Annotated in this window: 24 protein-coding genes, 1 tRNA gene and 2 pseudogenes; 16 read left to right on the top strand and 11 right to left on the bottom strand. The window is 58.3% G+C overall.

Annotated features, from left to right (window positions below):
* From fabF to acpP, 9 genes are all read right to left on the bottom strand, one after another.
* Positions 1–1239, bottom strand: a complete 1239-nt coding sequence (fabF, locus tag ACGHP1_RS04995) for a beta-ketoacyl-ACP synthase II (RefSeq protein ID WP_390508148.1) — start codon at positions 1237–1239, stop codon at positions 1–3.
* Between the two features lie 15 nt (positions 1240–1254).
* Positions 1255–2004 (bottom strand): 3-oxoacyl-[acyl-carrier-protein] reductase, encoded by a 750-nt coding sequence (gene fabG, locus ACGHP1_RS05000; RefSeq protein WP_097774746.1) that lies wholly within the window; start codon positions 2002–2004, stop codon positions 1255–1257.
* Positions 2001–2933, bottom strand: coding sequence for an ACP S-malonyltransferase (fabD, locus tag ACGHP1_RS05005; protein WP_005939745.1), 933 nt, complete (start codon positions 2931–2933; stop codon positions 2001–2003). Before fabD ends, fabG begins: the two co-directional genes overlap by 4 nt.
* A complete protein-coding gene (locus ACGHP1_RS05010; RefSeq protein WP_390509808.1) occupies positions 2930–3997 on the bottom strand; it encodes an NAD(P)H-dependent flavin oxidoreductase in 1068 nt (355 codons plus the stop codon). The genes fabD and ACGHP1_RS05010 overlap by 4 nt, the downstream gene beginning before the upstream one ends.
* Positions 3991–4926 (bottom strand): DUF561 domain-containing protein, encoded by a 936-nt coding sequence (locus ACGHP1_RS05015; RefSeq protein WP_249235710.1) that lies wholly within the window; start codon positions 4924–4926, stop codon positions 3991–3993. The genes ACGHP1_RS05010 and ACGHP1_RS05015 overlap by 7 nt, the downstream gene beginning before the upstream one ends.
* Before the next feature lie 178 nt (positions 4927–5104).
* Complete coding sequence (locus tag ACGHP1_RS05020; protein WP_005939758.1) at positions 5105–6049, bottom strand: beta-ketoacyl-ACP synthase III; 945 nt, start codon at positions 6047–6049, stop codon at positions 5105–5107.
* Complete coding sequence (locus ACGHP1_RS05025) at positions 6046–6999, bottom strand: acetyl-CoA carboxylase carboxyltransferase subunit alpha (protein WP_005939761.1); 954 nt, start codon at positions 6997–6999, stop codon at positions 6046–6048. Before ACGHP1_RS05025 ends, ACGHP1_RS05020 begins: the two co-directional genes overlap by 4 nt.
* Positions 6996–7868, bottom strand: a complete 873-nt coding sequence (accD, locus tag ACGHP1_RS05030; RefSeq protein ID WP_390508153.1) for an acetyl-CoA carboxylase, carboxyltransferase subunit beta — start codon at positions 7866–7868, stop codon at positions 6996–6998. Before accD ends, ACGHP1_RS05025 begins: the two co-directional genes overlap by 4 nt.
* Positions 7869–7879: 11 nt before the next feature.
* Positions 7880–8107 carry an acyl carrier protein gene (acpP, locus tag ACGHP1_RS05035; RefSeq protein ID WP_005939770.1) on the bottom strand — a complete coding sequence of 76 codons (228 nt, stop codon included), beginning with the start codon at positions 8105–8107 and terminating at the stop codon, positions 7880–7882.
* A 243-nt stretch (positions 8108–8350) separates the two neighbouring features.
* Here acpP and ACGHP1_RS05040 point away from each other — a divergent pair, with 243 nt between their 5' ends.
* From ACGHP1_RS05040 to ACGHP1_RS05110, 15 genes and pseudogenes are all read left to right on the top strand, one after another.
* On the top strand, positions 8351–9031 hold the full coding sequence (locus tag ACGHP1_RS05040) for a GntR family transcriptional regulator (protein WP_005939774.1): 681 nt from the start codon (positions 8351–8353) through the stop codon (positions 9029–9031).
* A gap of 173 nt (positions 9032–9204) precedes the next feature.
* Positions 9205–10665, top strand: coding sequence for an NAD(P)/FAD-dependent oxidoreductase (locus ACGHP1_RS05045; RefSeq protein ID WP_291013910.1), 1461 nt, complete (start codon positions 9205–9207; stop codon positions 10663–10665).
* A gap of 3 nt (positions 10666–10668) precedes the next feature.
* Complete coding sequence (locus ACGHP1_RS05050; RefSeq protein ID WP_291013907.1) at positions 10669–11901, top strand: NAD(P)/FAD-dependent oxidoreductase; 1233 nt, start codon at positions 10669–10671, stop codon at positions 11899–11901.
* The gene (locus tag ACGHP1_RS05055) at positions 11898–12260 is read left to right on the top strand and encodes a DUF1667 domain-containing protein (protein ID WP_097774754.1); all 363 of its coding nucleotides are present in this window, start codon (positions 11898–11900) and stop codon (positions 12258–12260) included. The genes ACGHP1_RS05050 and ACGHP1_RS05055 overlap by 4 nt, the downstream gene beginning before the upstream one ends.
* A gap of 350 nt (positions 12261–12610) precedes the next feature.
* Positions 12611–13090, top strand: coding sequence for a MarR family winged helix-turn-helix transcriptional regulator (locus ACGHP1_RS05060; protein WP_097774755.1), 480 nt, complete (start codon positions 12611–12613; stop codon positions 13088–13090).
* Complete coding sequence (locus ACGHP1_RS05065; protein WP_390508158.1) at positions 13077–14822, top strand: ABC transporter ATP-binding protein; 1746 nt, start codon at positions 13077–13079, stop codon at positions 14820–14822. Before ACGHP1_RS05060 ends, ACGHP1_RS05065 begins: the two co-directional genes overlap by 14 nt.
* Positions 14812–16458 (top strand): ABC transporter ATP-binding protein, encoded by a 1647-nt coding sequence (locus tag ACGHP1_RS05070; protein WP_390508160.1) that lies wholly within the window; start codon positions 14812–14814, stop codon positions 16456–16458. The genes ACGHP1_RS05065 and ACGHP1_RS05070 overlap by 11 nt, the downstream gene beginning before the upstream one ends.
* Positions 16459–16829: 371 nt before the next feature.
* Positions 16830–17741 carry a hypothetical protein gene (locus tag ACGHP1_RS05075; protein ID WP_338428655.1) on the top strand — a complete coding sequence of 304 codons (912 nt, stop codon included), beginning with the start codon at positions 16830–16832 and terminating at the stop codon, positions 17739–17741.
* 79 nt (positions 17742–17820) lie between these two features.
* Positions 17821–18111 carry a hypothetical protein gene (locus ACGHP1_RS05080; RefSeq protein ID WP_390508162.1) on the top strand — a complete coding sequence of 97 codons (291 nt, stop codon included), beginning with the start codon at positions 17821–17823 and terminating at the stop codon, positions 18109–18111.
* 39 nt (positions 18112–18150) lie between these two features.
* A pseudogene (locus tag ACGHP1_RS05085) lies at positions 18151–18336 on the top strand (TfoX/Sxy family protein); the annotation flags it as partial.
* Positions 18330–18560, top strand: a pseudogene (locus ACGHP1_RS05090) (RNHCP domain-containing protein); the annotation flags it as partial. The pseudogenes ACGHP1_RS05085 and ACGHP1_RS05090, both read left to right, overlap by 7 nt.
* 66 nt (positions 18561–18626) lie before the next feature.
* Entirely contained in the window at positions 18627–19367 is a 741-nt protein-coding gene (locus ACGHP1_RS05095) for a GNAT family N-acetyltransferase (RefSeq protein WP_390508164.1), read from the top strand.
* A gap of 524 nt (positions 19368–19891) precedes the next feature.
* On the top strand, positions 19892–20080 hold the full coding sequence (locus tag ACGHP1_RS05100; protein ID WP_207698288.1) for an antitoxin VbhA family protein: 189 nt from the start codon (positions 19892–19894) through the stop codon (positions 20078–20080).
* Between the two features lie 2 nt (positions 20081–20082).
* A complete protein-coding gene (locus tag ACGHP1_RS05105; RefSeq protein ID WP_154258609.1) occupies positions 20083–20448 on the top strand; it encodes a Fic family protein in 366 nt (121 codons plus the stop codon).
* Entirely contained in the window at positions 20402–20689 is a 288-nt protein-coding gene (locus ACGHP1_RS05110) for a Fic family protein (RefSeq protein WP_154258611.1), read from the top strand. Before ACGHP1_RS05105 ends, ACGHP1_RS05110 begins: the two co-directional genes overlap by 47 nt.
* Before the next feature lie 44 nt (positions 20690–20733).
* Here ACGHP1_RS05110 and ACGHP1_RS05115 read toward each other — a convergent pair.
* Together ACGHP1_RS05115 and ACGHP1_RS05120 are read right to left on the bottom strand one after the other, a co-directional pair.
* Positions 20734–20806 (bottom strand) — tRNA-Ala (locus tag ACGHP1_RS05115).
* A gap of 74 nt (positions 20807–20880) precedes the next feature.
* Entirely contained in the window at positions 20881–21708 is an 828-nt protein-coding gene (locus ACGHP1_RS05120; protein ID WP_154258613.1) for an RNA methyltransferase, read from the bottom strand.
* Positions 21709–21905: 197 nt separating this feature from the next.
* Here ACGHP1_RS05120 and ACGHP1_RS05125 point away from each other — a divergent pair, with 197 nt between their 5' ends.
* The gene (locus ACGHP1_RS05125; RefSeq protein ID WP_120079419.1) at positions 21906–22706 is read left to right on the top strand and encodes a YoaK family protein; all 801 of its coding nucleotides are present in this window, start codon (positions 21906–21908) and stop codon (positions 22704–22706) included.
* The last annotated feature ends 62 nt before the right edge of the window (positions 22707–22768 follow it).

Genomic DNA, 22768 nt, shown 5'->3' on the forward strand with positions numbered 1-22768 from the left:
TCAGCCCTCCCATCTGCGCAGGGCGATGCAGGCATTGTGCCCGCCAAAGCCCAGACTGTTGCTCAGTGCGTAGGTCATGGCCTGCGCACGGCCAGTGTTCGGCACATAGTCCAGATCACATTCGGGATCGGGCTGCTCATAGTGGATGGTGGGCGGTGCAAACTGGTCATGCAGGGCCAGCGCTGTAAATACGGCTTCGATGCCGCCCGCACCGCCCAGCAGATGGCCGGTCATGCTCTTGGTGCTCACCACGGTCAGCTGCTTTGCGTGTTCGCCGAACACTGCATGGATGGCGGCGGTCTCGCAGGCATCGTTCATGTGGGTGCCGGTGCCGTGGGCGTTGATGTGGTCCACCTGCTCCGGTGCGATGCCTGCATCCGCCAGCGTCAGCGCCATGCAGTCGATGGCACCTGCGCCGCCGGGGGCGGGGGCGGTGAAGTGGTAGGCATCGCAGTTGGCACCGTAGCCCACCACCTCGGCGTAGATGTGCGCACCGCGGGCACGGGCATGTTCCAGCTCTTCCAGCACCAGCACACCGCTGCCTTCGCCCATCACGAAGCCGCCGCGCCGTGCGTCAAAGGGCAGGCTGGCTGCATCCGGATCGGTCGCAGTGGAAAGCGCTTTCATGCTGGTAAAGCCGCCGATGCCCAGAGGGCTGATGCAGCTCTCTGCACCGCCGCAGACCATGGCGGTCTCGTAGCCGTCACGGATGCGGTGGAAGGCATCGCCTACGGCATTGGTGCCGCCGGCGCAGGCCGTCACCGGGCAGGTGCACATGCCCTTCAGACCAAAGCGGATGGCCACCTGTGCCGCTGCCATGTTGGCAATGGACATGGGCACGAAATAGGGGCTTACCTTTTCCATGCCCTTCTCTTCACCACGGGTGTGCTGCTCCTCAATGGTGGGCAGACCGCCGATGCCGCTGGAAAGGATGACACCGATCTGTTTGGCTTCCGCTTCGGTGTCCAGACTGCTGTCTGCAACTGCTTCAGCGGCGGCAGCAAGGGCCAGAACGGTAAAGCGGGCCATCTTGCGGGCTTCCTTTTTGTCCACGATGGTTTCCGGGTCAAAGCCCTTCACCTCGCCTGCCAGCTTACATTTAAAATCGGTGGTATCGAACTGGGTAATGGGGCCGATGCCGCATTTGCCCGCTTTGGCAGCGGCCCAGCTGTCGGCGGTATTGTTGCCCAGCGGGTTCACGGTGCCAAGGCCGGTGATCACGACTCTGCGTTTTTCCATGAGAGTTTTCTCCTTTTACATTGCCATGCCGCCGTCTGCACAGAGCACCTGCCCGGTGAGATAGCTGCTTTGTTCTGCGGCGAAAAATGCCACTGCATTTGCCACATCCTCCGGCTTTCCTGCGCGGCCTGCGGGGATGCCCTTTGCCATTTCGGCACGGACGGCTTCCGGCAGGGCGGCGGTCATGTCGGTCTCGATAAAGCCCGGCGCGACCGCATTCACGGTCACATTGCGGCTTGCCAGCTCGCGGGCAAGGCTTTTGGTCAGGCCGATCAGGCCCGCCTTGCTGGCGGCGTAATTGGTCTGGCCGGCGTTGCCCCGCAGGGCCACCACACTGGAAAGGTTCACGATGCGGCCCCAGCGCTGGCGCACCATGCGGCGGGCGGCCTCCTTGCAGCAGAGGAACGCACCCTTGAGGTTTGCGTTCAGCACTGCATCGAAGTCCTCTTCGCTCATGCGCAGGATCAGATTATCGCGGGTAATGCCCGCGTTGTTCACAAGGATATCCACCCGGCCAAAGGCGTTCACCGCCTGTTCAAAGAGTGCTTTGCAGCCCTCGGCAGTGGAAACATCGGCCTGCACAGCCACGGCATTTGCATTTTCGGCCTTGCACAGAGCCACCGTCTCGGCAGCTGCAGCTTCGCCGTGGCAGTAATTCACCACGACATTGCAGCCCTGCTTTGCCAGCTGGATGCACACAGCCCGGCCAATGCCCCGGCTTCCGCCAGTAACAACGGCGGTGCGGATGATCGTTTCTTCGCTCATAGCTCTTCCTTCCATGCTGTCAGTGCGGCGTTCAGCTGCTCCGGGGTCTCCACCGAAGCGCAGACCACGCCGGGCAGGGTCTTTTTCACAAAGCCAGCCAGAGCACTGCCCGGGCCAACTTCCAGAATATGGTCTACGCCCAGCTCACCGAGGCGGTGGAGCGTATCTTCCATGTAAACGCTGCTCTGCACCTGCTTCACGAGCAGCGCCGGGATGCTGTCCTGCTCAGCTTTTTCACGGCCAAGGCAGTTGAACAGCACCGGCACCTGCATCTCGCCAAAGGGCTCAGATGCAAAACGCTTTGCCAGTGCATCCCCGGCGGGGGCCATGAGGCGGGTGTGGAACGGGCCGCTCACCTTGAGCGGGATGCAGCGGCGGGCACCGGCTTCTTTGGCCAGTGCGGCGGCTTTGTCCACAGCGGCTTTCTCGCCGCCGATGACCAGCTGACCCGGGCAGTTGTAGTTGCAGATCTGCACACAGCCGAGCTGTGCAGCCTGCTCACAGCAGGCTGCAAGTGCCTGCCGGTCAAGGTTCAGCACGGCGGTCATGCCGCAGTCAATGCCCTTTGCAGCTTCGGCCATGGCTTTGCCGCGGTAAGCGGCCAGTTCGATGGCCTGCTTTGCGGTGAACACCCCGGCAGCTTCCAGCGCGGAGTATTCGCCCAGCGAAAGCCCGGCCACATAAGCGGGTTTCACGCCCTGCTGGGCCAGCACTGCGGTCACGCCGCAGGCAAAGGCCACCATGCAGGGCTGGGTGTATTCGGTCTGATTCAAAAGGCCGTCCGGGTCCTCAAAGCAGACGCGGTGCAGGTCGAAGTCCAGCTCTGCGCTGTCGAATGCCGCCCGGAACGCGGGAGAGCCTTCGTAAAATTCTTTGCCCATGCCGGGGTGCTGTGCCCCCTGACCGGCATATAAAACGGCAAGCTTCATTGATTTTGCCTCCATTCGATCACAAGTTCATCCATCAGCTCCTGCACCGTGCGCATCCGGTCCAGCCTGCCCACGTTGGCCCCGCAGAAGAACAGGCCCTCCTCCACATTGCCCTTCACGGCTTCGATGAGCGCGTGGGTGATGCAGTAGGGCACCTTGGCGGGATCGCAGGTCTTCAGGCAGCGGGCGCAGTGCCGGGGAGGGAAGCGGGTCCCCTCTGCCAGCGCCTGCACCAGCGGGGTGTTCAGTGCACGGCCCGGCATTCCCACCGGGCTGTGGATGATCCGTACATCCTCGGGCCGGGCGTTCAGCAGAACGTCCTTGTAGCCCTGGGATGCGTCACACTCGTAGGTGGTGATAAAGCGGGTGGCAAGCTGTACGCCAGCAGCGCCCATTGCGGTAAAGTGGGCCATATCGGCACCGGTATACACGCCGCCTGCCACAAACACGGGGATGCTGTGGCCAAACTGTGCTTCAAAGGGCTTTACCTCGGCCAGCACCTCGGGCAGGATGGCGTCGAGGGTCTGGCATTTGCCTGCCAGCAGATCATCTTCGGCAAAGCCGAGGTGTCCGCCTGCCTTGCAGCCTTCGATCACCACAAAATCAGCGGTGCGGCCAAACTCTTTGGCCCAGCGGCGCAGGATGAGTTTTGCGGCTCTTCCGCTGGAAACGATGGGAGCGATGGCAACATCCGTTGTGCCCACGATGCCGGGCAGCTCCAACGGCAGGCCCGCGCCGGACACCACCGCGTCCACGCCCGCTTCCACAGCGGTGCGGATCGCGGCCGCATAATCCTGCGTTGCCACCATGGCGTTGATGGCTACCATGCCCGCGCCCTTTGCAATCTGCTTTGCTTTTTTAATTTCCACTGTCAGTGCACGGTGGTTGGCGCTTGCCGGGTCGCGGGCAAAGTCCGGCTCCCGGTAGCCTGCATCGGCGGTGGAGATGCACCCCATGCCGCCGCAGGCTGCAACAGCACCGGCCAGCCCGCCAAGGGAAACGCCCACACCCATGCCGCCCTGTAAGATGGGCACAGACAGGGTCTTTCTGCCGAGGGTCAGCATTCGGTGCTCAGCGCGGCAATGCGCTGCCTCCCGCTGTTCCACAGGTCTGCAAGAATATCCGCCACCGGGCGCACCTCGTGCAGCATGCCTGCCACCTGACCGGCCATCAGGCTTCCGGTGGTGGTGTCGCCCTCAAACACGGCGCGGCGCAGGCTGCCAAGGGTGTACTTTTCCAGCTCCATCTTGTCGGCACCGGCGTTTTCCTGCCGGACATATTCGCGGCTCATTCGGTTTTTCAGCACTCGCACCGGCGCACCCACGCTTCGGCCGGTCACGATGGTATCGCTGTCCTTGGCCTTGAGCAGGGCGGCTTTGTAGTTTTCATGGATGGGGCACTCCTCGCTCACCAGCAGGCAGGTGCCTACCTGCACGCCGCAGGCACCCAGAGCCAGAGCTGCTACCAGCTGGCGGCCATCGGCGATGCCGCCAGCCGCAATGACGGGTACATTTACGGCATCCACCACCTGCGGCACCAGCGCCATGGTAGCCATTTCGCCCACATGGCCGCCGCTCTCGGTGCCCTCAGCAATGACAGCATCGATGCCCAGCGGCTCCAGATGCTTTGCCAGAACGGCGGCGGCGACAACCGGGATCACCTTGATGCCTGCCGCTTTCCACGCGGGGATATATTTGCCCGGGTTGCCTGCACCGGTGGTTACAACGGGCACGCCCTCTTCCACCACGATCTTGGCAAACTCATCTGCCTGCGGATGCATGAGCATGATGTTCACGCCAAAAGGCTTGTCGGTCAGCTCTTTGCAGCGGCGGATGTTCTGGCGCAGGGTGTCGGCGTTCATGCCGCCCGCACCAATGATGCCCAGCGCACCCGCGTTGGAGCAGGCGGCGGCAAACTCGCCGGTGGCAATGTTGGCCATGCCGCCCTGAATGATGGGGTATTTTGTGCCTAGAATTTCATTTAAAAGTTTCATAGTTTTATCCTATCGGTAAGCGTCCTCGCCCTCTCAGTCTCGCTCTGCTCGACAGCTCTCCCAAGGGTAGAGCCCTTGGCAGTACGGTAAACTTTTCGGTTTTGCCAAAGGCTCCCACTTTGGGGGAGCTGTCACCGAAGGTGACTGAGAGGGCGAGCCCGTTTGCCGAACATGATTTTTACTCTTTGTATTGAAAAATTGCGCCGCCCCATGTCAGGCCGCCGCCAAAGCCGATGCAGGCCAGAAGCTGGCCCGGCTGCAGCTGCCCGTTCTCGGCAAGTTCGTTCAGAGCTACCGGGATGCTGGCGGCGCTGGTGTTGCCGTGGCGGTCCATGTTCTTGTAGAACTTTGCCGGGTCGGCCTTCAGCGCCCGCACGCAGTGGTCGATGATGCGGCTGTTGGCCTGATGGCAGACCACCCACTCAAGATCATCGAGGGTCAGCTGCGTTTCATCCAGCACAGTGTGCAGGCACTTGGGCAGGGCATCCACTGCAAAGCGGAATACGGCCTTGCCGTCCATGGTGATGGGCGCAGAACCTGTGCGGTTCGGCCCGCCCGCATGGAGAACATCGCTGCCGCGCGCGCCCAGCGTCAGAGCAAAGGGAGTGTCCGACAGCTGAAAAATGGCAGCACCGGCTCCATCCCCAAACAGTACACAGGTGGAGCGGTCGGCGGGGTCCATCAGGCGGGAAAGGGCTTCGCACCCAATGACGAGGGCATACTGTCCACCCAAAGTTGTCAGCAGTCCCCGCGCCACGGCTATGCCGTAGAGGAAGCCGGAACAGGCCGCGTTGACATCCAGCGCAGGCCGGTCCTCGGGAAGGCCCAGCGCCGCCTGCACCTGACAGGCTACACTGGGGGTCGCGTCTGGGGCGGACAGGGTGGCACAGATGCAGCACCCGATCTGCGCAGGGGCAAGGCCGCTGCGGGCCAAAGCCTGCTTTGCGGCGGAAATGGCCAGCGTGGCGGCAGATTCATCCTCCGTGCACCAGTGCCGGGTGCGGATGCCGGTGCGGCTGGTGATCCACTCGTCACTGGTATCCACCATGCGGCTCAGATCTTCGTTGGTGACCGTTCGGCCGGGGATGGCCCCGCCGGTGGCGATCAGCTGTAAACCACTCATGCGTTCCTCGTTTCTCCGATCTGGCGGTATTTTTTATAGCGCTGGTCGGCCAGCTGGCGGCCGCTCATGCGGCACAGCTCTTTCAGGTGCACCCGCAAAGCAACATCCAACTGTTCAAACAAGGCTGCGTGGCTGCGCTGTGCGCCGCCCAACGGTTCCGGGATCACCTGCTCCACGATGCCATCGCTGTACAGATCCTGCGCGGTCAGCTTCATCATCTCGCAGGCTTCGCCACTGCGGGAAGCATCCTTCCATAGAATGCTGGCAAAGCCCTCGGGGCTGAGCACCGAGTAAACGGCATTTTCCAGCATGAGGATGTGGTTTGCCACACCCAGTGCCAGCGCACCGCCGGAAGAGCCTTCGCCGGTGACAACGGCAATGACCGGCACGGTCAGGCCGCTCATTTCCATCAGGTTGCGTGCAATGGCTTCGCCCTGACCGCGCTCCTCGGCATCCTTGCCGGGGTAAGCGCCCGGCGTGTCAATGAAGGTGATGATGGGCCGGCCAAACTTTTCGGCCTGCTTCATCAGGCGCAGGGCCTTGCGGTAGCCCTCCGGCCCCGGCATACCAAAGTTACAGGCCAGATTTTCTTCCAGTGTACTGCCCTTGCGGTGGCCGATGACCGTCACCGGCAATCCGTGAAAACGGGCGATGCCGCCCAGAATGGCAGGGTCTTCCTTGCACTGACGGTCGCCGCGCTGCTCAAAGAAGTCGGTGAACAGGGCAGAAACGGTCTCATCAATGTGGGGGCGCTCCGGGTGCCGGGCCAGAAACACCCGATCCTCGGCGGTCAGCGGGCCGCAGGTGCGCAGGATCTCGTCCTCTTCCACAGCCAGCTCTGCCAGCTCGGAGGCATGGGCCGTGATGGCATCCATCTCGTTGCCGCTGCCTTTCAGCGCGGCGATCTGGGCATCCAGCGGAGCCAGCTGCTCTAAAATTTCCTTGATCATTCGTGTTTTCCTCCTGCATGGAGCTGCAAGACCTGGATCAGGGTATCCCGCAGCTGGCTGCGGGGCACCACCTGATCCACAAAGCCGTGCTCCATCTGGAACTCGCTGCGCTGGAATCCGGCAGGCAGCTTTTCGCCAATGGTCTGCTCAATGACCCGCGGACCTGCAAAGCCGATCAGCGCGCCAGGCTCTGCCAGCATGATGTCGCCAAGGCTTGCAAAGCTGGCCGTCACACCGCCGGTGGTGGGGTGGGTGAGCACACTGATGTACAACCCGCCCTTTGCCGAAAAGCGCTGGATGGCGGCACTGGTCTTTGCCATCTGCATCAGGCTGAAAATGCCCTCCTGCATCCGCGCGCCGCCGCTGGCCGAAAAAATAACCAGCGGCAGGTGCTTTGCGGCGGCGTACTCGATGGCGCGGGTGATCTTGTCGCCCACGGCAGTGCTCATGCTGCCCATGAAAAAGCGGCTGTCCAGCACGGCAGCCACGCAGGCCACCCCGCCGATGCGGCCGGTGGCCGTTACAGCGGCTTCGCGCAGGCCGGTCTTGTTCTGGGCGGTGGCAAGCTTTTCACGGTAGCCCGGAAAATGCAGCACATCCTGCGGAGCAAGGTCGGCATCCAGTTCCCGGAAGCTGCCGTGGTCCAGCACCAGACTGAGCCGGTAGTACCCGCCAATGGGCATGTGGTAGCCGCAGTTGGGGCAGACGTAAAGGCTTCTTGCCCACAGGGTGCGTGCGGCGCGGCGGCCGCACTGCTTGCACTCCACAAACTGCTGCTCGTGCCAGACGGCACCGGCATCCCGCTTGGCCTTCAGCTGGAAGGTGCGCTCCCGCATTCGGCCGGGGAAAAGATCTCGGATATCGTTCATTGCTTTTTGCCTCAGATATGTGCGGTGATGTAGTTGTAGATATCGCCCACGGTCTTGAGCTTTGCCAGCTCTTCGTCCGGGATGGACACGCCGCAGGCATCTTCCAGAGCCATGTTCAGCTCCACGGCATCCAGACTGTCGGCCTCCAGATCCTCGGTCAGGCTGGCCTCCATGGTCACCTTGTCCTCGTCGCAGTTCAGGGTATCAACAACGATCTTCTTCATTTCTTCAAACGTCATGGTAGTAGTCTCCTTTGATTTGTTTTGAATATCTAAATTTTTTGAAGTTTCTTGCGAACACGACCATTATAGCCGAATCGTTGGATAAGTCAAGAATAATAGTTAAAATATTTTATCTTTTACAATTCTGACACAGTTTTCTTCCTTTTATATATTGTCCTCTTTTACGCCGGTGTGCAGTGTGGTATACTTGACCCAGCAGTCTGAGAACAGTGTTTCCCTGTGAGGGAAAGGAGCCTTCCGATGATTACGATTTCAGAGCGCAGAGAGCATGAATCTGCAAAAAGTTTTGTTCTGCGGGTATTGATCGATAATATTATCAATACCCGTCTGGAGCCGGGTGAAAAACTGAACGAGCCGGAATTGTGCGAACAGCTGGGGGTGAGCCGCACCCCCTTCCGGGAAGCAGAGCTGGAGCTGGCGCAGCGGCGGCTCATTGAGATCCGGCCCAAGATCGGCACCTATGTTTCTCTCATCGATGCAGAGCTGGTGGAAGAAGTGCGCCATCTGCGTGCTGTGCTGGAAGCAGAGATCGCCCGCATGGCGTGCGAAAAGCTGACCCCGGCGGATATCGACCAGCTGTGGGAGAACGTGGCGCTCTGGCGCATGTACATTGAGCGTGCACAGGAAGAAAAGATCTTTGAGCTGGACAAGGGGTTCCACCGGCTGCTTTATGTGCAGTGCGGCTGCCCGTACTGGTACGATCTGGTGGAAAATCTGGCTCCGCATTTTGACCGCACCACCATCCTCAGCTTCCGCTGCAGGCCCGCAAAAACGATCTACGAAGATCACGTCAGCCTGCTGAAAGCCATTGAACAGAAGGATGAGGTGGCAGCACACCGCATTGCCGGGCAGCATATGCAGCGCTACACGGAGAACCTTTCTGCGATCCGGGAAGCATTCCCACACTATTTCAAAGCCTGAAACAACCGTATCACGTTCAGAAATGCCGTATCTATGCCAAAAGATGCGGCATTTTTTTGTGCAGTTTTTTGCCGGAAACGGCTTGACAGAGATCATGAAATGTTATATATTTTAGTCAATGAAATATATAACATAAGAGCCGGATCTCCAAATCAGGAAGAAAGGTGGATACCATGAAAAAACAATACGATGTGGTCATCATCGGTGCGGGTGTCGTGGGCAGCGCCATTGCACGCGAACTTTCGCGCTACAAATTGAGCATTGCAGTGCTGGAAAAAAATCTGGATGTCTGCAACGAGACCAGCGGCCGCAACTCCGCTGTGGTGCACGGCGGCTTTGCCAACCCCATTGGCAGCCTGAAAGCGAAGTGCTGCGTAGAAGGCAACAAGATCATGGATCAGCTGGCCGAAGAGCTGAACTTCCCGTTCAAGCGTTGCGGCAAGGTGCTGGTGGGCAACACCCCCGAGGACATGGAGCAGCTGGAGCGCACCATGAAGCAGGGCGCTGTCAACGGCTGCACCGGCCTTGAGATGATCGATGAAGCAAAGCTGCACGAGCTGGTGCCAGCCGTGGTGGGCAAGTTTGCCATGTGGTCCAAAAACAGCGGCATCATGGACCCGTTCCTGTACACGGTGGCTCTGGCCGAGAACGCACACGCCAACGGCGTGGACTTCTTCTTTGACCACAAGGTAGAGGCTATCACCCGGGAAAATGAGCTGTACTACCTGCATACTGCCCATGGCGATTTCTGCACCCGCTGGGTGGTCAACGCCGCTGGTCTGGGCGCAAAGCAGATCTCCGACCTGCTGGGCCTGACCGGCTACCGTGTCATCGGCTCCCGCAGCAACTACATCATCCTGCACAAGCGCATGGGCAAGCTGCTGCCCATGCCGGTGTACCCGGTGCCCAGCAACACCTATATGGGCATCCACATCACCCCCACCGTGGACGGCAACGTGACTGTTGGCCCGGACGCGGAGAACACCGATGTGCTGGACGACTACAGCGTGCCGCAGGCCAACATGGACAGTCTGGCCGTGGAGGGCGCAAAGCTGTGGCCCCACATCTTCAAAAAGGATCAGATCCGCACCTTCGCCGGCATCCAGCCCAAGTGGGTGGATGAAAACGGTGCCATTCAGGACTGGAAGGTGGAGATCCGGGACGACGTGGCACCCAATGCCGTCAACCTCGTGGGCATTGAATCCCCGGGCCTGACCGGCAGCGTGCCGCTGGCCCGCTACGTCATCGGCCTGATGCAGGAGCGCGAAAAGTTTGAGGAAAACCCAGACTTTGACCCGCACCACAAGGGCATCGTCAAGTTTGCAGAGTGCACGCCGGAACAGCAGGCAGAGCTCATCGCGCAGGACCCCGATTACGGCGAGATGATCTGCAGCTGTGAGGAAGTGACCAAGGCCGAGATCCTGCAGGCCATCCACAACCCGCTGGGCGTTTCCACCATGACCGGCATCAAGTACCGCACCCGCGCCATGATGGGCGGCTGTCAGGGCGGCTTCTGCCAGATGAAGATCGAACACTTCATTGAGCAGGAGTTGGGCACCGAGCCGGAGAATGTGCGTTACAGCCGTCAGGGGTCATGGGTACTCACCGGCAATATGCGAAAGGAGGAGAACTGAGCGATGGAACAGAAAGACGTTGTGATTATCGGCGGCGGCCCTGCAGGTCTTGCCGCAGCGGTGGAGCTGCACAAGCAGGGCATTCGCAACATGATCATTCTGGAGCGCGAGGCGATGCTGGGCGGCATCCTGCGCCAGTGCATCCATGACGGTTTCGGTCTGGGCCGCTTCGGCGAGAGCCTGTCCGGCCCGGAATATGCACAGGCGTTCATGGATGAAGTGAACAAGCGTGAGATACCTTACGAGACCAGCGCCACGGTGCTGAGCCTGACGGAGGATCGTGTCGTCACCGCCTCCACCCGCAGCGGCCTGCGCCAGTATCAGGCAAAGGCTGTGGTGCTTGCCATGGGCTGCAAGGAGCGCAGCCGCGGCGCACTGGGCATTCCCGGCGAGCGTCCGGCGGGCGTGTTCACCGCAGGCACCGCGCAGGCTTACATGAACCTCTACAACCGGATGCCCGGCAAGGAGGTCGTCATCCTCGGCTCCGGCGATATCGGCATGATCATGGCACGCCGCATGACGCTGGAAGGTGCTCATGTGCAGGCAGTGTTCGAGCTGATGCCTTACCCCTCCGGCCTGCCGCGCAACATCGTGCAGTGTCTGGATGACTACAATATCCCGCTCTATCTCAGCCACACCGTCACCGAGATCCATGGCCGTGACCGTCTGACCGGCGTGACCATCTCCGAGGTGGACGCGAACCGTCGGCCCATCCCCGGCACCGAGAAGGAGTACAAGTGTGATACGCTGATCCTCTCCGTGGGCCTGATCCCGGAGAACAAGCTGCTGGAGGATGCCGGCATCGCCATTGACCCCCACACCAACGGCGCTGTGGTGGACGAGAACCTGCAGACCAACGTGCCCGGCGTGTTCTCTGCCGGCAATGTGCTGCATGTGCATGATCTGGTGGACTTTGTTTCTATGGAGTCCGAGGCACTGGCACGCCACGCTGCCGCCTACGTTGAGGGCAAGGGCATCGACCCCTGCACGCTGGACGTGAAGTGCGGCGAGGGCGTGGGCCACACCATTCCGCAGAAGGTCAGCGGCAAGAACGACTTTAGCCTGTCGCTGCGCGTGCGGAACCACTACCGTGACTGCCGCATCGTGGTGCGCCAGAACGGTGTGGAAGTTGCTGCCAAGAAGATGAAGAAAGCCATTCCTGCGGAGATGATCCAGTTCAAGGTCTCTGCTGCCAAGCTGCAGGAAACGGGCGCACTGGAGGTGTCGGTGGAATGAAAAAGCAATTTACCTGTATCGTCTGCCCCAACGGCTGCGAGATCGAAGCCGAAGTTGAAAATGGTCAGGTGATCTCGGTCACCGGTCACACCTGCCCCCGCGGCGAACAGTATGTCCGTCAGGAGCTGACTGCGCCCCGCCGCACCATCGCCAGCTCAGTGCTGGTTAAGGGCGGCGAGCTGCCTGTTACCAGCGTGCGCCTGACCAAGGCCGTCCCCAAGGATATGATCTTCCCGGTGATGGACGAGATCCGCAAGGTGGTGCTGACCGCCCCCGTCAAGGCAGGCACCATTGTGCTGCACAACGTCTGCGGGCTGGACAGTGACGTGATGGTCACCAAGAATGTGGATGCCTGCTGACCGGCTGAAATAAAGAAATACGGAAAAACAGTCCTGATCGTCTGCCTGCTTTTACAGCGGACACGGTCAGGGCTGTTTTGATGCTATAAACCTGTTGACATGATGTGGAAATGGGCTTATATCGGCCTCAACGTGGGAAAGGACTGCGGCAAACGCCAAAAGCGGGCAATGCCGCAGCACATGGCTGGTCTGTACAGGCGCGGCCCATGCACTGGGTGTGGAGCCTGCCAGCATTGCAAAAATACGGGCACAAAAAGAACTGTTTGCATTTTGGAAACGAGATGCTATACTATTGATTGTACATACAACGATGTAGATACAACTTCCTGCAATGAAGCCCGGAGGAGCCTATGGATATTACGGAACGAAAAATCACAAAGATCGCGCGCGAAGCGGAAAAACTGGTCTTGCTCACGATGCGGGAAGAGGGGGTCGGCACAGCAGAGATCGACCTGATCCATGCAGTGCGGCATCACCCCGGCTGCACGCAGGCGCAGCTGGCGGAACTGCTGCACGCAGATAAAGCTGCCATTGCGCGGCGGACAAAAAATCTGGAAGCAAAGGGTCTTCTGATCCGCAGAGATGCCCCCAGCGACCGGCGCAGCCAGCTGCTGTACCCCACCAAAAAGGCGGAAAGCCTGAGATCCTCCAAGGCAGAGATCGAAGCGGCCTTTTACGAATACCTGACCAATGTGCTCACCGCCGAGGAAGCCGCTGCCTTTGCCGCTGCGCTGAACAAGCTGTACACAGCATCCAAGACCGAGAGCCGCGCGGGCTTCCCGCATTTCCGGAAAGCTGCAGGAGGTGAGGCTGCTCATGAAAAAGGATAAAACGTTCCGCCCGGACAGGGTGCTCTCCTATTTCAAAGCAGAGTGGCTCCCGCTGGCCTTTGTCACGCTGTCGGGCCTTGTGTATAACATCGGCCTGCTGGCAACGCCTTGGTTCGAGGGCCGGCTGGCTCAGTGCCTTGCCGACATTCTGGGCGGCAGCGAGACGGCGGCAAAAATGGCCATGCTGGTGCTGGCCTATATCGTGGTCACGCTGGCGGTGCAGGCGGCGCGCTTTATCAAGCGCTTTTATGTCCGCCGCTTTGCCAACAACATCAACCGCCGGATGAAGGGCATCCTGTATGCCAATCTGGTGCGGCAGAGCCGGGCGGCGCTGGAAAAAGAAGGTGCCGGTGAACTGATGACCAAGGCCATCTCGGATGTGGACGACTGCGTAGAGGGGATGCGCAAGTTCACCACCGAGATCTTTGATACCGGCGTGGCGCTGGTGGGCTATGCTGTGATGCTGCTGGTGTACGACTGGCGGCTGGCGCTGCTCAGCCTGCTGTTCACGCCGTTTTCCTACATGTGCGCGGCATGGATGAAAAAGCCGGTGCAGCGCGCTGGTGCGGCGTACAAAAAGGCGGCAAGTGAGCTGAGCGCTGCCACCCTCGACCGCGCCCGGAATGCTGTGACCTACCGCATTTACGGCTGTGAGGATGCCCGCGTAGAAAAGTACGAGGAAGCCCTGAACACCTACGAAAAAACAGCCGTGCGCAACAATGTGTGGCAGTCCGCTCTGCCGCCGCTGTATCTGGCAGCGTCTGAGGCAGGCGTGCTGTTCATTTTGTGGTTCGGCGCTAAAAATGTGCTCGGCTCCGGCTGGAGCACATGGGACATTGCGGCGTTCACCACCTTCCTTTCCTGCTTCACGAAACTGGTGGTCAAATCCTCCAAGGTGGCAAAGCTGTTCAACTCGGTGCAGAAAGCCGAGGTCTCGTGGAAGCGCATCAAGCCACTGATGAAGCAGCCGGAGCAGCTGGAAACATTGCATATCCCGGCGGCGCAGGACGTGACGCTGGAAAACCTCTCCTTTGCCTATGGCGAAGGACCCATCTTTTCCGGCCTGAGCCTGACGGCGCACCCCGGCGATATCATTGGCATCACCGGCCCGGTGGCCTGCGGCAAATCCACCTTCGGCAGGGTGTTCCTGTGCGAAGCACCCTACGGCGGCTCGGCAAAATTTGGCAAAACGGAATTTGCTGCCCTGACCCCGCGGCAGATCTCCGCCACCGTTGGTTACTTGGGCCATGATCCGGAGCTGAGCGCCGATACAGTGCAGAACAATGTTCTCTGCGGCAGTGAACAGGATGCCATGCCGTGGCTTGCTGCCGCCGCGTTGGACGGCGAAGTGCTGGCCATGGAAAACGGTGTGGATACCGTCATCGGCCCCAGCGGCACCCGCCTTTCCGGCGGTCAGGCCCAGCGCTTGGCACTGGCAAGAACGCTGGCCCACCCGCGCCCGGTGCTGATCCTGGACGACCCGTTCTCTGCGCTGGACCGCCATACCGAGGATACCGTGTTTGCCGATTTGCAGAGCGATGCAAAGGATAAGGTGGTCTTCCTCATCTCGCACCGGCTGTACCACTTCCCGCAGATGCAGAAGGTGATCTTTATGGACGGCGGTAAAACCACCGTTGGTACCCATGCCCAGCTGATGGAAACGGTTCCGCTGTACCGCCAGCTGTACGAGAGCCAGACGGTGCAGAAAGAAGGCGATCTGGATGAAGAGTAAAAAGGATAACGGTGTATTTGAAGCCATCCGCATGGCCGCCATGTCGCATCATCTGCTCACGGCGGGCACCATCCTGTGCGTGGCGGCATCGGTGGTGGCATCACTGTTGCCGCCGCTGCTGCTGGCCGGTATCATTGACCGGCTCACCGCAGGCATCCCGCTCACCTTTGCAGCAGTGCTGCTTTACTTTGGCAGTCTGGCGCTGGAAGGGGGGCTTTCCTCCGCGCAGGAAAGCCTGCTGGTGCTCTTTGGCCAGAAAATGACCCACGCGCTGCGGTCGGAAATGTCCCGGAAGCTTACCCGGCTGCCCGCAAGCACGCTGGCAGGCCAGAACCCCGGCGAGGTGGCGGCACGCTTTTCCGGCGATGTGGACACGGTGGAAGCGCTGTTCACCTCCGGCATCATCAGCATGGCGGCAGATGCCTGCCGCATCATTTCCATCATGGCGGTCATCGCGGTAAAAAACACCGGCATTGCGCTGGTGCTGCTGCTGGTGCTGCCGCTGTTTGCGGTGTTCACCCACCATGTGCAAAAGCGGATGCTGGCCGCACAACTGGATAACCGCCGTGCCGTTGCGGCTGTCTCCGGTCAGGTGCCGGAGACGCTGCACAACATCCGCACCATCCGGGCGCTGGGGCTGGAAAGCTATAGGGAACGCCGCTATGACCGCTGCATCGGCGAGAGCTACGCCGCTATGGAGCGCACCAATTTTTACGATGCCATCTATTCGCCGGTGGTGCTGGCGCTGAACGCGGTGGTGGCAGGCATCGTGATGCTGCTTTCCGCTTCCGGCAATGCCATGGTGCTTACATTCTTTGGAATGTCGGTGGGTACCTCGGTGGCGATCATCAACTACATTTCCCGCATTTTTGCTCCCATTGAAAGCCTTGGCATGGAGATCCAGACCATCCAGTCGGCCATGGCGGGTGTCAAGCGCATCGATGCCTTTCTCGCTCAGCCGGAGCGCACGATCCCTGCCGAGCGCCGGACCGCTGCGCGCGGGGATGTGGAGCTTGCGCATGTGACCTTCGGCTATGGCGAAAAGCCCGTCCTGAGTGATTTCTCCATGACGGTAAAGCAGGGCGGGCAGGTCACGCTGGTGGGCCGCACCGGTGCGGGCAAGAGCACGGTGTTCAAGCTTCTGCTGGGCCTGTACCAGCCGCAGGCGGGCACTGTTACCATTGGCGGCGTGGATGTGGCACGCATCACCGACCGCGAGCGCCGCACCTGCATCGGCTGCGTGGAGCAGCATTTCTCCCGTGTGCCGGGCACCGTGCTGGAGCAGATCACGCTGGGCGACCCGCAGATCACTGCAGAGATGGCACGGAATGCGGCAAAGCTTGCAGGCATTGACGAAGCCATTCAGGCCCTGCCGGAAGGCTGCGACACCGTTTGCAGCGATGGCATGTTCTCGCAGGGCGAGTGGCAGCTTCTGTCCATTGCCCGCGCTGCTGCGGCGGACCCGGCTGTGCTTTTGCTGGACGAGGTCACGGCAAATCTGGACGCTGAAACGGAAGCCCGTGTGCTGGAAGCACTGCGCCGCGCCTCTGCAGGCCGCACGGTGCTCTCAGTCTCCCATCGCATTTACGAAAACCTGGGCGGCAGAACGGTGAAGATCGAGCCGCAGAGCATGTGAACCGAAACATTTTTCGCAATGCACGAAAAACGTTTCATCTCTTGACAGAACAGGCGCTGTGCTGTAAAGTAAGGCGCGAAAGCCGGGCAAAGCTCGTCTCGTTCTTTCAGGAGTGGTAAGGAAGATCAAAAATCTGTTTTTTCATGTCAGACATGAAGATACTTCTTGTTCTTTCGCAGAGAAAGGAATATAATGGGAGAGATAAGATCACCAGCATGCACATGATAAAACTTGGAGTGCGCTCAAGGTCAAGAGGAAGATGATTTCTTTCCCGGCAGGACTGTGCTATACTGACAAAAAGATCTCCGGGTGCAGCGCAAAAGCTGCTGCAGGGAAGCTGAAACTTACAGAAATGAGGAACACACACGGCAATGGCACAGCACGAACGCGGCACGGCATATTATCATCTTCCGGGACTGTTTGAATTTTATGAACTGTACCGTGTGTTTCTGCCGCTGTTCCGTGAACACAGGGAATATTTTTACGACTGGTGCGAGATCGGTTCGGTCTACGGTGCACCGGCCGACTGCATCTGGGGCGGGGGCCGCACTGGCTTTGGCGATGCACAGCCGCACCGGGTGCTTGCACTGATGCAGGAATATGGCATATCGGCCCGGCTCACCTTCAGCAATTCGCTGCTCCGGGAAGAGCACCTTGCAGACCGGAAATGCAATGCCCTCTGTGCGCTGTTTGAAAAAGAAAACCGTGTGCAGAATGGTGTCATCGTCCATTCGGACCTGCTGCTGGACTACCTGAAAAGGCAGTATCCGGGCCTTTATTTCGTGTCCTCCACAACAAAGGTCCTTACAGATTTTCAGCAGCTCCGCAGGGAGACGGAACGGGAAGAGTTCCGCTATGTTGTGCCGGATTTCCGCCTGAACAAGTCGTTTGCAGAGCTGGATACCCTGCCGCAGGATCAGAAGGACAAGGTGGAATTTCTGTGCAACGAATGCTGCTGGTACGGCTGCCGGGACAGAAAGCACTGCTACGAGAATGTCAGCCGCAAAAATCTGGGCGAGGACTGCCCGGACCACCGCTGCACAGCGCCGGGTGCACAGCAGGGCTATCGTTTTTCAAAGGCAATGGAAAACCCCGGCTTCATCGGGGCCGGGGATATCCGCAAAGTTTATCTGCCCGGCGGCTTTTCCAACTTCAAAATCGAGGGGCGGGGACTGGGCAGCGCGTTGATACTGGAATTTCTGCTTTACTACATGACAAAGCCTGAGTATCAGCTGCGCGTCCGGGAAGAAATTTATCTGGACAACATGCTGGATCTGTTCTGATGGCCCTGAGCCGCGTTCATATTTGCTTCCGTGATGTATCTTGCCGCCTTCGGGCGGCTTTTGTTTTAGGATGTACGGATTGACACCCTCAAAAGCATCCTGCAGGGAGGTGCGGCCTGCATTGTTCTCGGAACGCTATGTGGACCGTATGATCTCTTACCATGCAGGAATTTTCCGTTCCCTGATCGCAGGCGGCGAAATTCGGGATGAGGACCCGGATACATTGGCATGGATGTACGTTTCCCCGGTCATCACCCTGCTCAGTGTCTGCGACCGCCAGCCGGAACGAGAAGCCGAAAGCCTTGAAAAGTTGGACGCCCATGTAAAGCTGTTCTTCCGTACCTTTAACATTGAACGAGGTGAAAAATGAAATCATCCGATGAATCAATACGAAGGGTGGTGTGAAATAATGGCTTCCAGCAAAGAATATCTTCATTTTATTTTGGAACAGCTATCAGATTTGGATGATATCTCGTATCGGTCTATGATGGGAGAATATATCCTTTATTATCGCGGTAAAATCGTCGGCGGAGTCTATGACGACAGATTGCTTGTGAAGAAAACAAAATCTGCTTTGGAATGTATGCCTGCGGCGGCATCATGGAGCCGGTGGCCGTCTGGGTACGCAAGGGCGGCGAGTGGGCCATCATCCACCGCTGCAAACGCTGCGGAAAGCTCAGCTCCAACCGGGTGGCGGCAGACGACAATCCCATGAAGCTCATGAGCATTGCCATGAAGCCCCTGTGCTCTCCGCCGTTCCCGCTGGACTATCTTGAGGAAATGACCGCCTTGATGGGCGGCGATGGACGGATGCGGTAGGCCGCAGCCAAAAACAAAAAGGTCGCTGTGTCGGAGAAGGCATAAGGATATAGGGGGGACGCTTCGATGGAGTATATCCGAATCACAAAAGAAAACATCGACAAGGAACACATCTGTTGTGCCATGTCCGGCAAACAGAGCTTTGCCAAGAAGGAATGGCTTAAGCAGCGATTTGAGGAGGGGCTTGTTTTTTACCGCAGTGCGGAGCGCGGCAAATGCTTTATCGAGTACATCCCGGCAGAAAACGCATGGGTGCCCATTGAAGCGGCAGGCTGGCTTTATATCAACTGTCTGTGGGTCTCCGGCTCCTTGAAAGGGCACGGCTATTCCAGCGAGCTGCTGGAAGAATGCCTTCGGGATGCCAAGGCGCAGGGCAAAAACGGCGTTTGTATTCTGTGTGCAGAGGGGCGCAAACGAGAATTCCTTGCTGACCCAAAGTTTTTGAACCATAAGGGCTTTAAGGTTTCGGACATCTCCGATTGCGGCATCAACCTCATGTATCTGCCCCTTGCAGAGAATGCCCAGCCGCCAAAATTCAAGGCCTGCGCCAAGCATCCCAAGGTGGAGGAAAACGGCTTTGTCCTCTACTATACTGACCAGTGTCCCTACACCTATTATTGGGTGCCAAAGGTGCAGGAGGCTGCAAGGGAACACGGGATTCCGTTCAAAGCCATCCACATCACCGAGAAAGAGACGGCACAGAATGTGCCCGCACCCGTCACAACATACGCGTTGTTCCGGGATGGGAAGTTTGTGACCCAGAGCATCCAGTCGGACAAGAAATTTTTGAAATTGGCGGCAGAATAATTCAATCAAGCAAAACGCCAGACGCTCAGACGCAGTGCAGCCCATAGAATTGGGGTGCGCTGCGTTTTTTATTTTGGAAGATAAAGAATAGGAGACCCTGCAATGAAAAAAATAAGGACGGCTTCGCTTTTCCTGCTTATGGTTCTGGGAACCGGGCTGGTGCTGATGGCTCCAAGGTGAAGGAAAAGCGGTTCCGTTATAGCTGCCATTATAATGTACGGCATCCGAGTCAATGCGATGGACAGTCCGGCTATGGTGTAACAAAACTGGACGCAATCGTAGAGAGTATCGTATGCACCAAGTTTTCGGAGATTTTAGAGTGTTCCAAAAGCAAGCTGCTTCAGGATATGCTTCGCAAGGACATGGAAGTAGCGCAGAAAGAAGTATCACGTGCAAAGAGTGAACTCGACCTCAAGGAGAATGCATGCACTTTTTATATTTGGCATCAAGTTTATAGATTGACAAGAGTACGCATACACGATAAACTTTATATAGTATCATGTGGATTAAAAGGAGACTCAACCATGAGTGTCAAGTATACTACCCCTGCCCAGCACAAGCGCAACCTCCGCAATGTGTATGGAACCTTTGCCATTGAGGGCATGACCATCAGCAAAGATACACGCAGCAACCTTGACCGTATTGGCAGCGGTCAGGCCAGCTATCAGCAGGTCGTGAATGAACTGCGCGCAAAGTACGCGAAGAAGGGCTGATTATGTTCTCAAAGTATGATGTCTACACCACCGTGCAGTCCATGTACTGCTACCCGGATACGGATGTTCTGATCAACAAGTTGAACATTCATGATAAAGCCGAACTCAAACAGGCCGAAGAAGAATTTACGGCTGTAAAACAGATGGCTCTGTTACAGGAGCCAATCAAGGGACGTTTTACCAAAACTCACCTATTTCGGATTCACCGCTTCCTTTTTGAAGATGTGTACCCGTTTGCAGGGCACATCCGCAAGGAGCAAATCAGCAAGGGCGACACGATGTTCTACCCGCCAGACCTGATTGACCGAGAATTAGAAGCGGGTGTTCAAAACCATTCACTCCAAGAAGCTGCTTGCCGAACAGGATAAAGAAAAGCAGATTCAAAATCTGTCGCAGACGATGGCCGAACTGAACATCATCCATCCATTCCGTGAGGGAAATGGCCGTAGCACCCGTGAATTGATTCGCTGCATGGCGTTGGAATATGGTCTGCATATTAACTGGGGCAACACTGACCGGGAAACTTTGATCAACGCCGCAATCGCCGCCGTAGATGATGATATGGCGTTCTGTGATGTTCTAAGACAGTGCGTTGAAACGGAAAACTAGCGAAAAACGCCCTGCCGAGATACGGCAGGACGTTTTGTTTTTTATGGACCTAGAGGGATTCGAACCCTTGACCTCTCGGATGCGAACCGAACGCTCTCCCAACTGAGCTATAGGCCCATGTGATGACCCTGTAAGTGTAACTCTGTTCGGGAAATTTGTCAAGTATTTTGGGCAGGGCCAAAAAGCATCGCTCAGCGGTTGCCTAGCTGCCAGAAAGCAACAGCGCTGGCAGCGGCAACGTTCAGGGAATCCACGCCGTGGGACATAGGGATTTTTACGGTGTAGTCACAGGCGGCAATGGTGCTGTGGGCAAGGCCGTCACCCTCTGTGCCCAGCACGATGGCGAGCTTCGGCTCGGCGGAAAGAGCGCTGTCGTCAATGCTTACGGAGCGGTCGCTCAGAGCCATGGCAGCAGTCTTGAAGCCAAGACTGTGCAGCTGAGCAATGCCGTTTTCCGGCCAGTCGGCAGGGCAGGTGCCGATCTGCGCCCAGGGCACCTGAAACACGGTGCCCATGCTCACACGCACGGCACGGCGGCACAGCGGGTCGCAGCAGGAAGGAGTAACGAGCACGGCATCCATGTTCAGTGCAGCGGCGCTGCGGAAGATCGCTCCCACATTGGTGGAGTCCACAATGCCCTCCAGAACGGCCACCCGGCGGGCATTGCGGCAGACCTCTTCCACGCTGCGCGGCAGCGGGCGGCGGAAGGCGCACAGCACGCCGCGGGTCAGCTCGAAGCCGGTCAGGCTGGCAAGGGTCTCGCGGTCGGCTGTGTACACCGGGGCATCCCCGCAACGGGTCAGGATATCGGCAGCCGGGCCGGTGATCTGTTTGCGCTCCATGAGCAGGGAGAGCGGTGTGTATCCGGCATCCAGCGCGCGGGCGATCACCTTGGGGCTTTCGGCAATAAAGATGCCTTTTTCCGGTTCCAGACGATTGCGCAGCTGCGCCTGTGTCAGGCGGGCATAGACAGCCAGCTCCGGTGCGGAAAGGTCTGTGATCTCGACAATATTCGGCATAAGGAAGTTCTCCTTTGGAAAAGCTTTTTTCTTATTCTAACACAACCTGTGAGGGAATGCAAAGTGCGGACCGGGCACGGGCCGTATTTTCGGCGCTGGCAGAGCGCAAGGATACACATGCCGGATATGTAAAACTGATATGGACCAAGCTGTAAAAATATATTATAATAGGGTACGAAAAGAGGGGAAAAGGTAATATGAAAACAAAACATCATGGGCAGATGTCAGAGTCCTTCCTGACGGCGGTGTTCCTTTCGCTTTCGGGTGGGCTGCAGGATGCCTATACGTATCTGTTCCGCGGTAAGGTGTTTGCAAATGCACAGACCGGCAACATCGTGCTGCTGAGTTCCAACATCATGGATGGTCAGTGGGATCGGGTGCTGCACTATCTGGTTCCTCTGTGTGCTTTTGCGCTGGGCGTACTGGTGGCAGAAAAGATGCGGGAGAGCTTTTGCAACATGCAGCGGCTTCACTGGCGGCAGCTGGTGGTGCTGGGCGAAGTGCTTCTGCTGTTCATTGTTGGCTTTCTGCCACAGGAGCAAAACCTGCTGGCAAACGCCATCGTTTCCTTCTCCTGCGCAATGCAGGTGCAGGCGTTCCGCAAGGTGAACGGCTATGCATTTGCCAGCACCATGTGCATTGGTGACCTGCGCAGCGGTGTGGAAGCATTCTGCATCTGGAGCAAGACCCATGAACCGAAAGTTAAGGACCGGATGATGCGTTATTTTGGCATCATTCTGTTGTTCGCGGTGGGTGCCGGTATTGGAAGCATGGGCGCAGCGCGGCTGGCAGGAAAGACCATCTGGATCTCCTGCGGGCTGCTGCTGGTAAGCTTTGCGCTCATGTTCATCCGGGAAGAAATCGAAGAAAACCCTGCGATCGAAAAGGATCTGGCTGAGATCCGGCAGGAGACACGGGAGATCGACCGGACTCTCAAGCAGGAACTGAAGGAAGAGCGCGAGGAACTGCATGAGGAATTACACGAGAAATTGAGATAAAGCACCGGACATCAAAAAAGGAGCCGCTGCGTGATGCAGCGACTCCTTTTGCTTGTCGAGAA

It is taken from the genome of Faecalibacterium sp. i21-0019-B1, assembly GCF_042852915.1.
GTDB classification, from domain to species: Bacteria; Bacillota; Clostridia; order Oscillospirales; family Ruminococcaceae; genus Faecalibacterium; species Faecalibacterium taiwanense.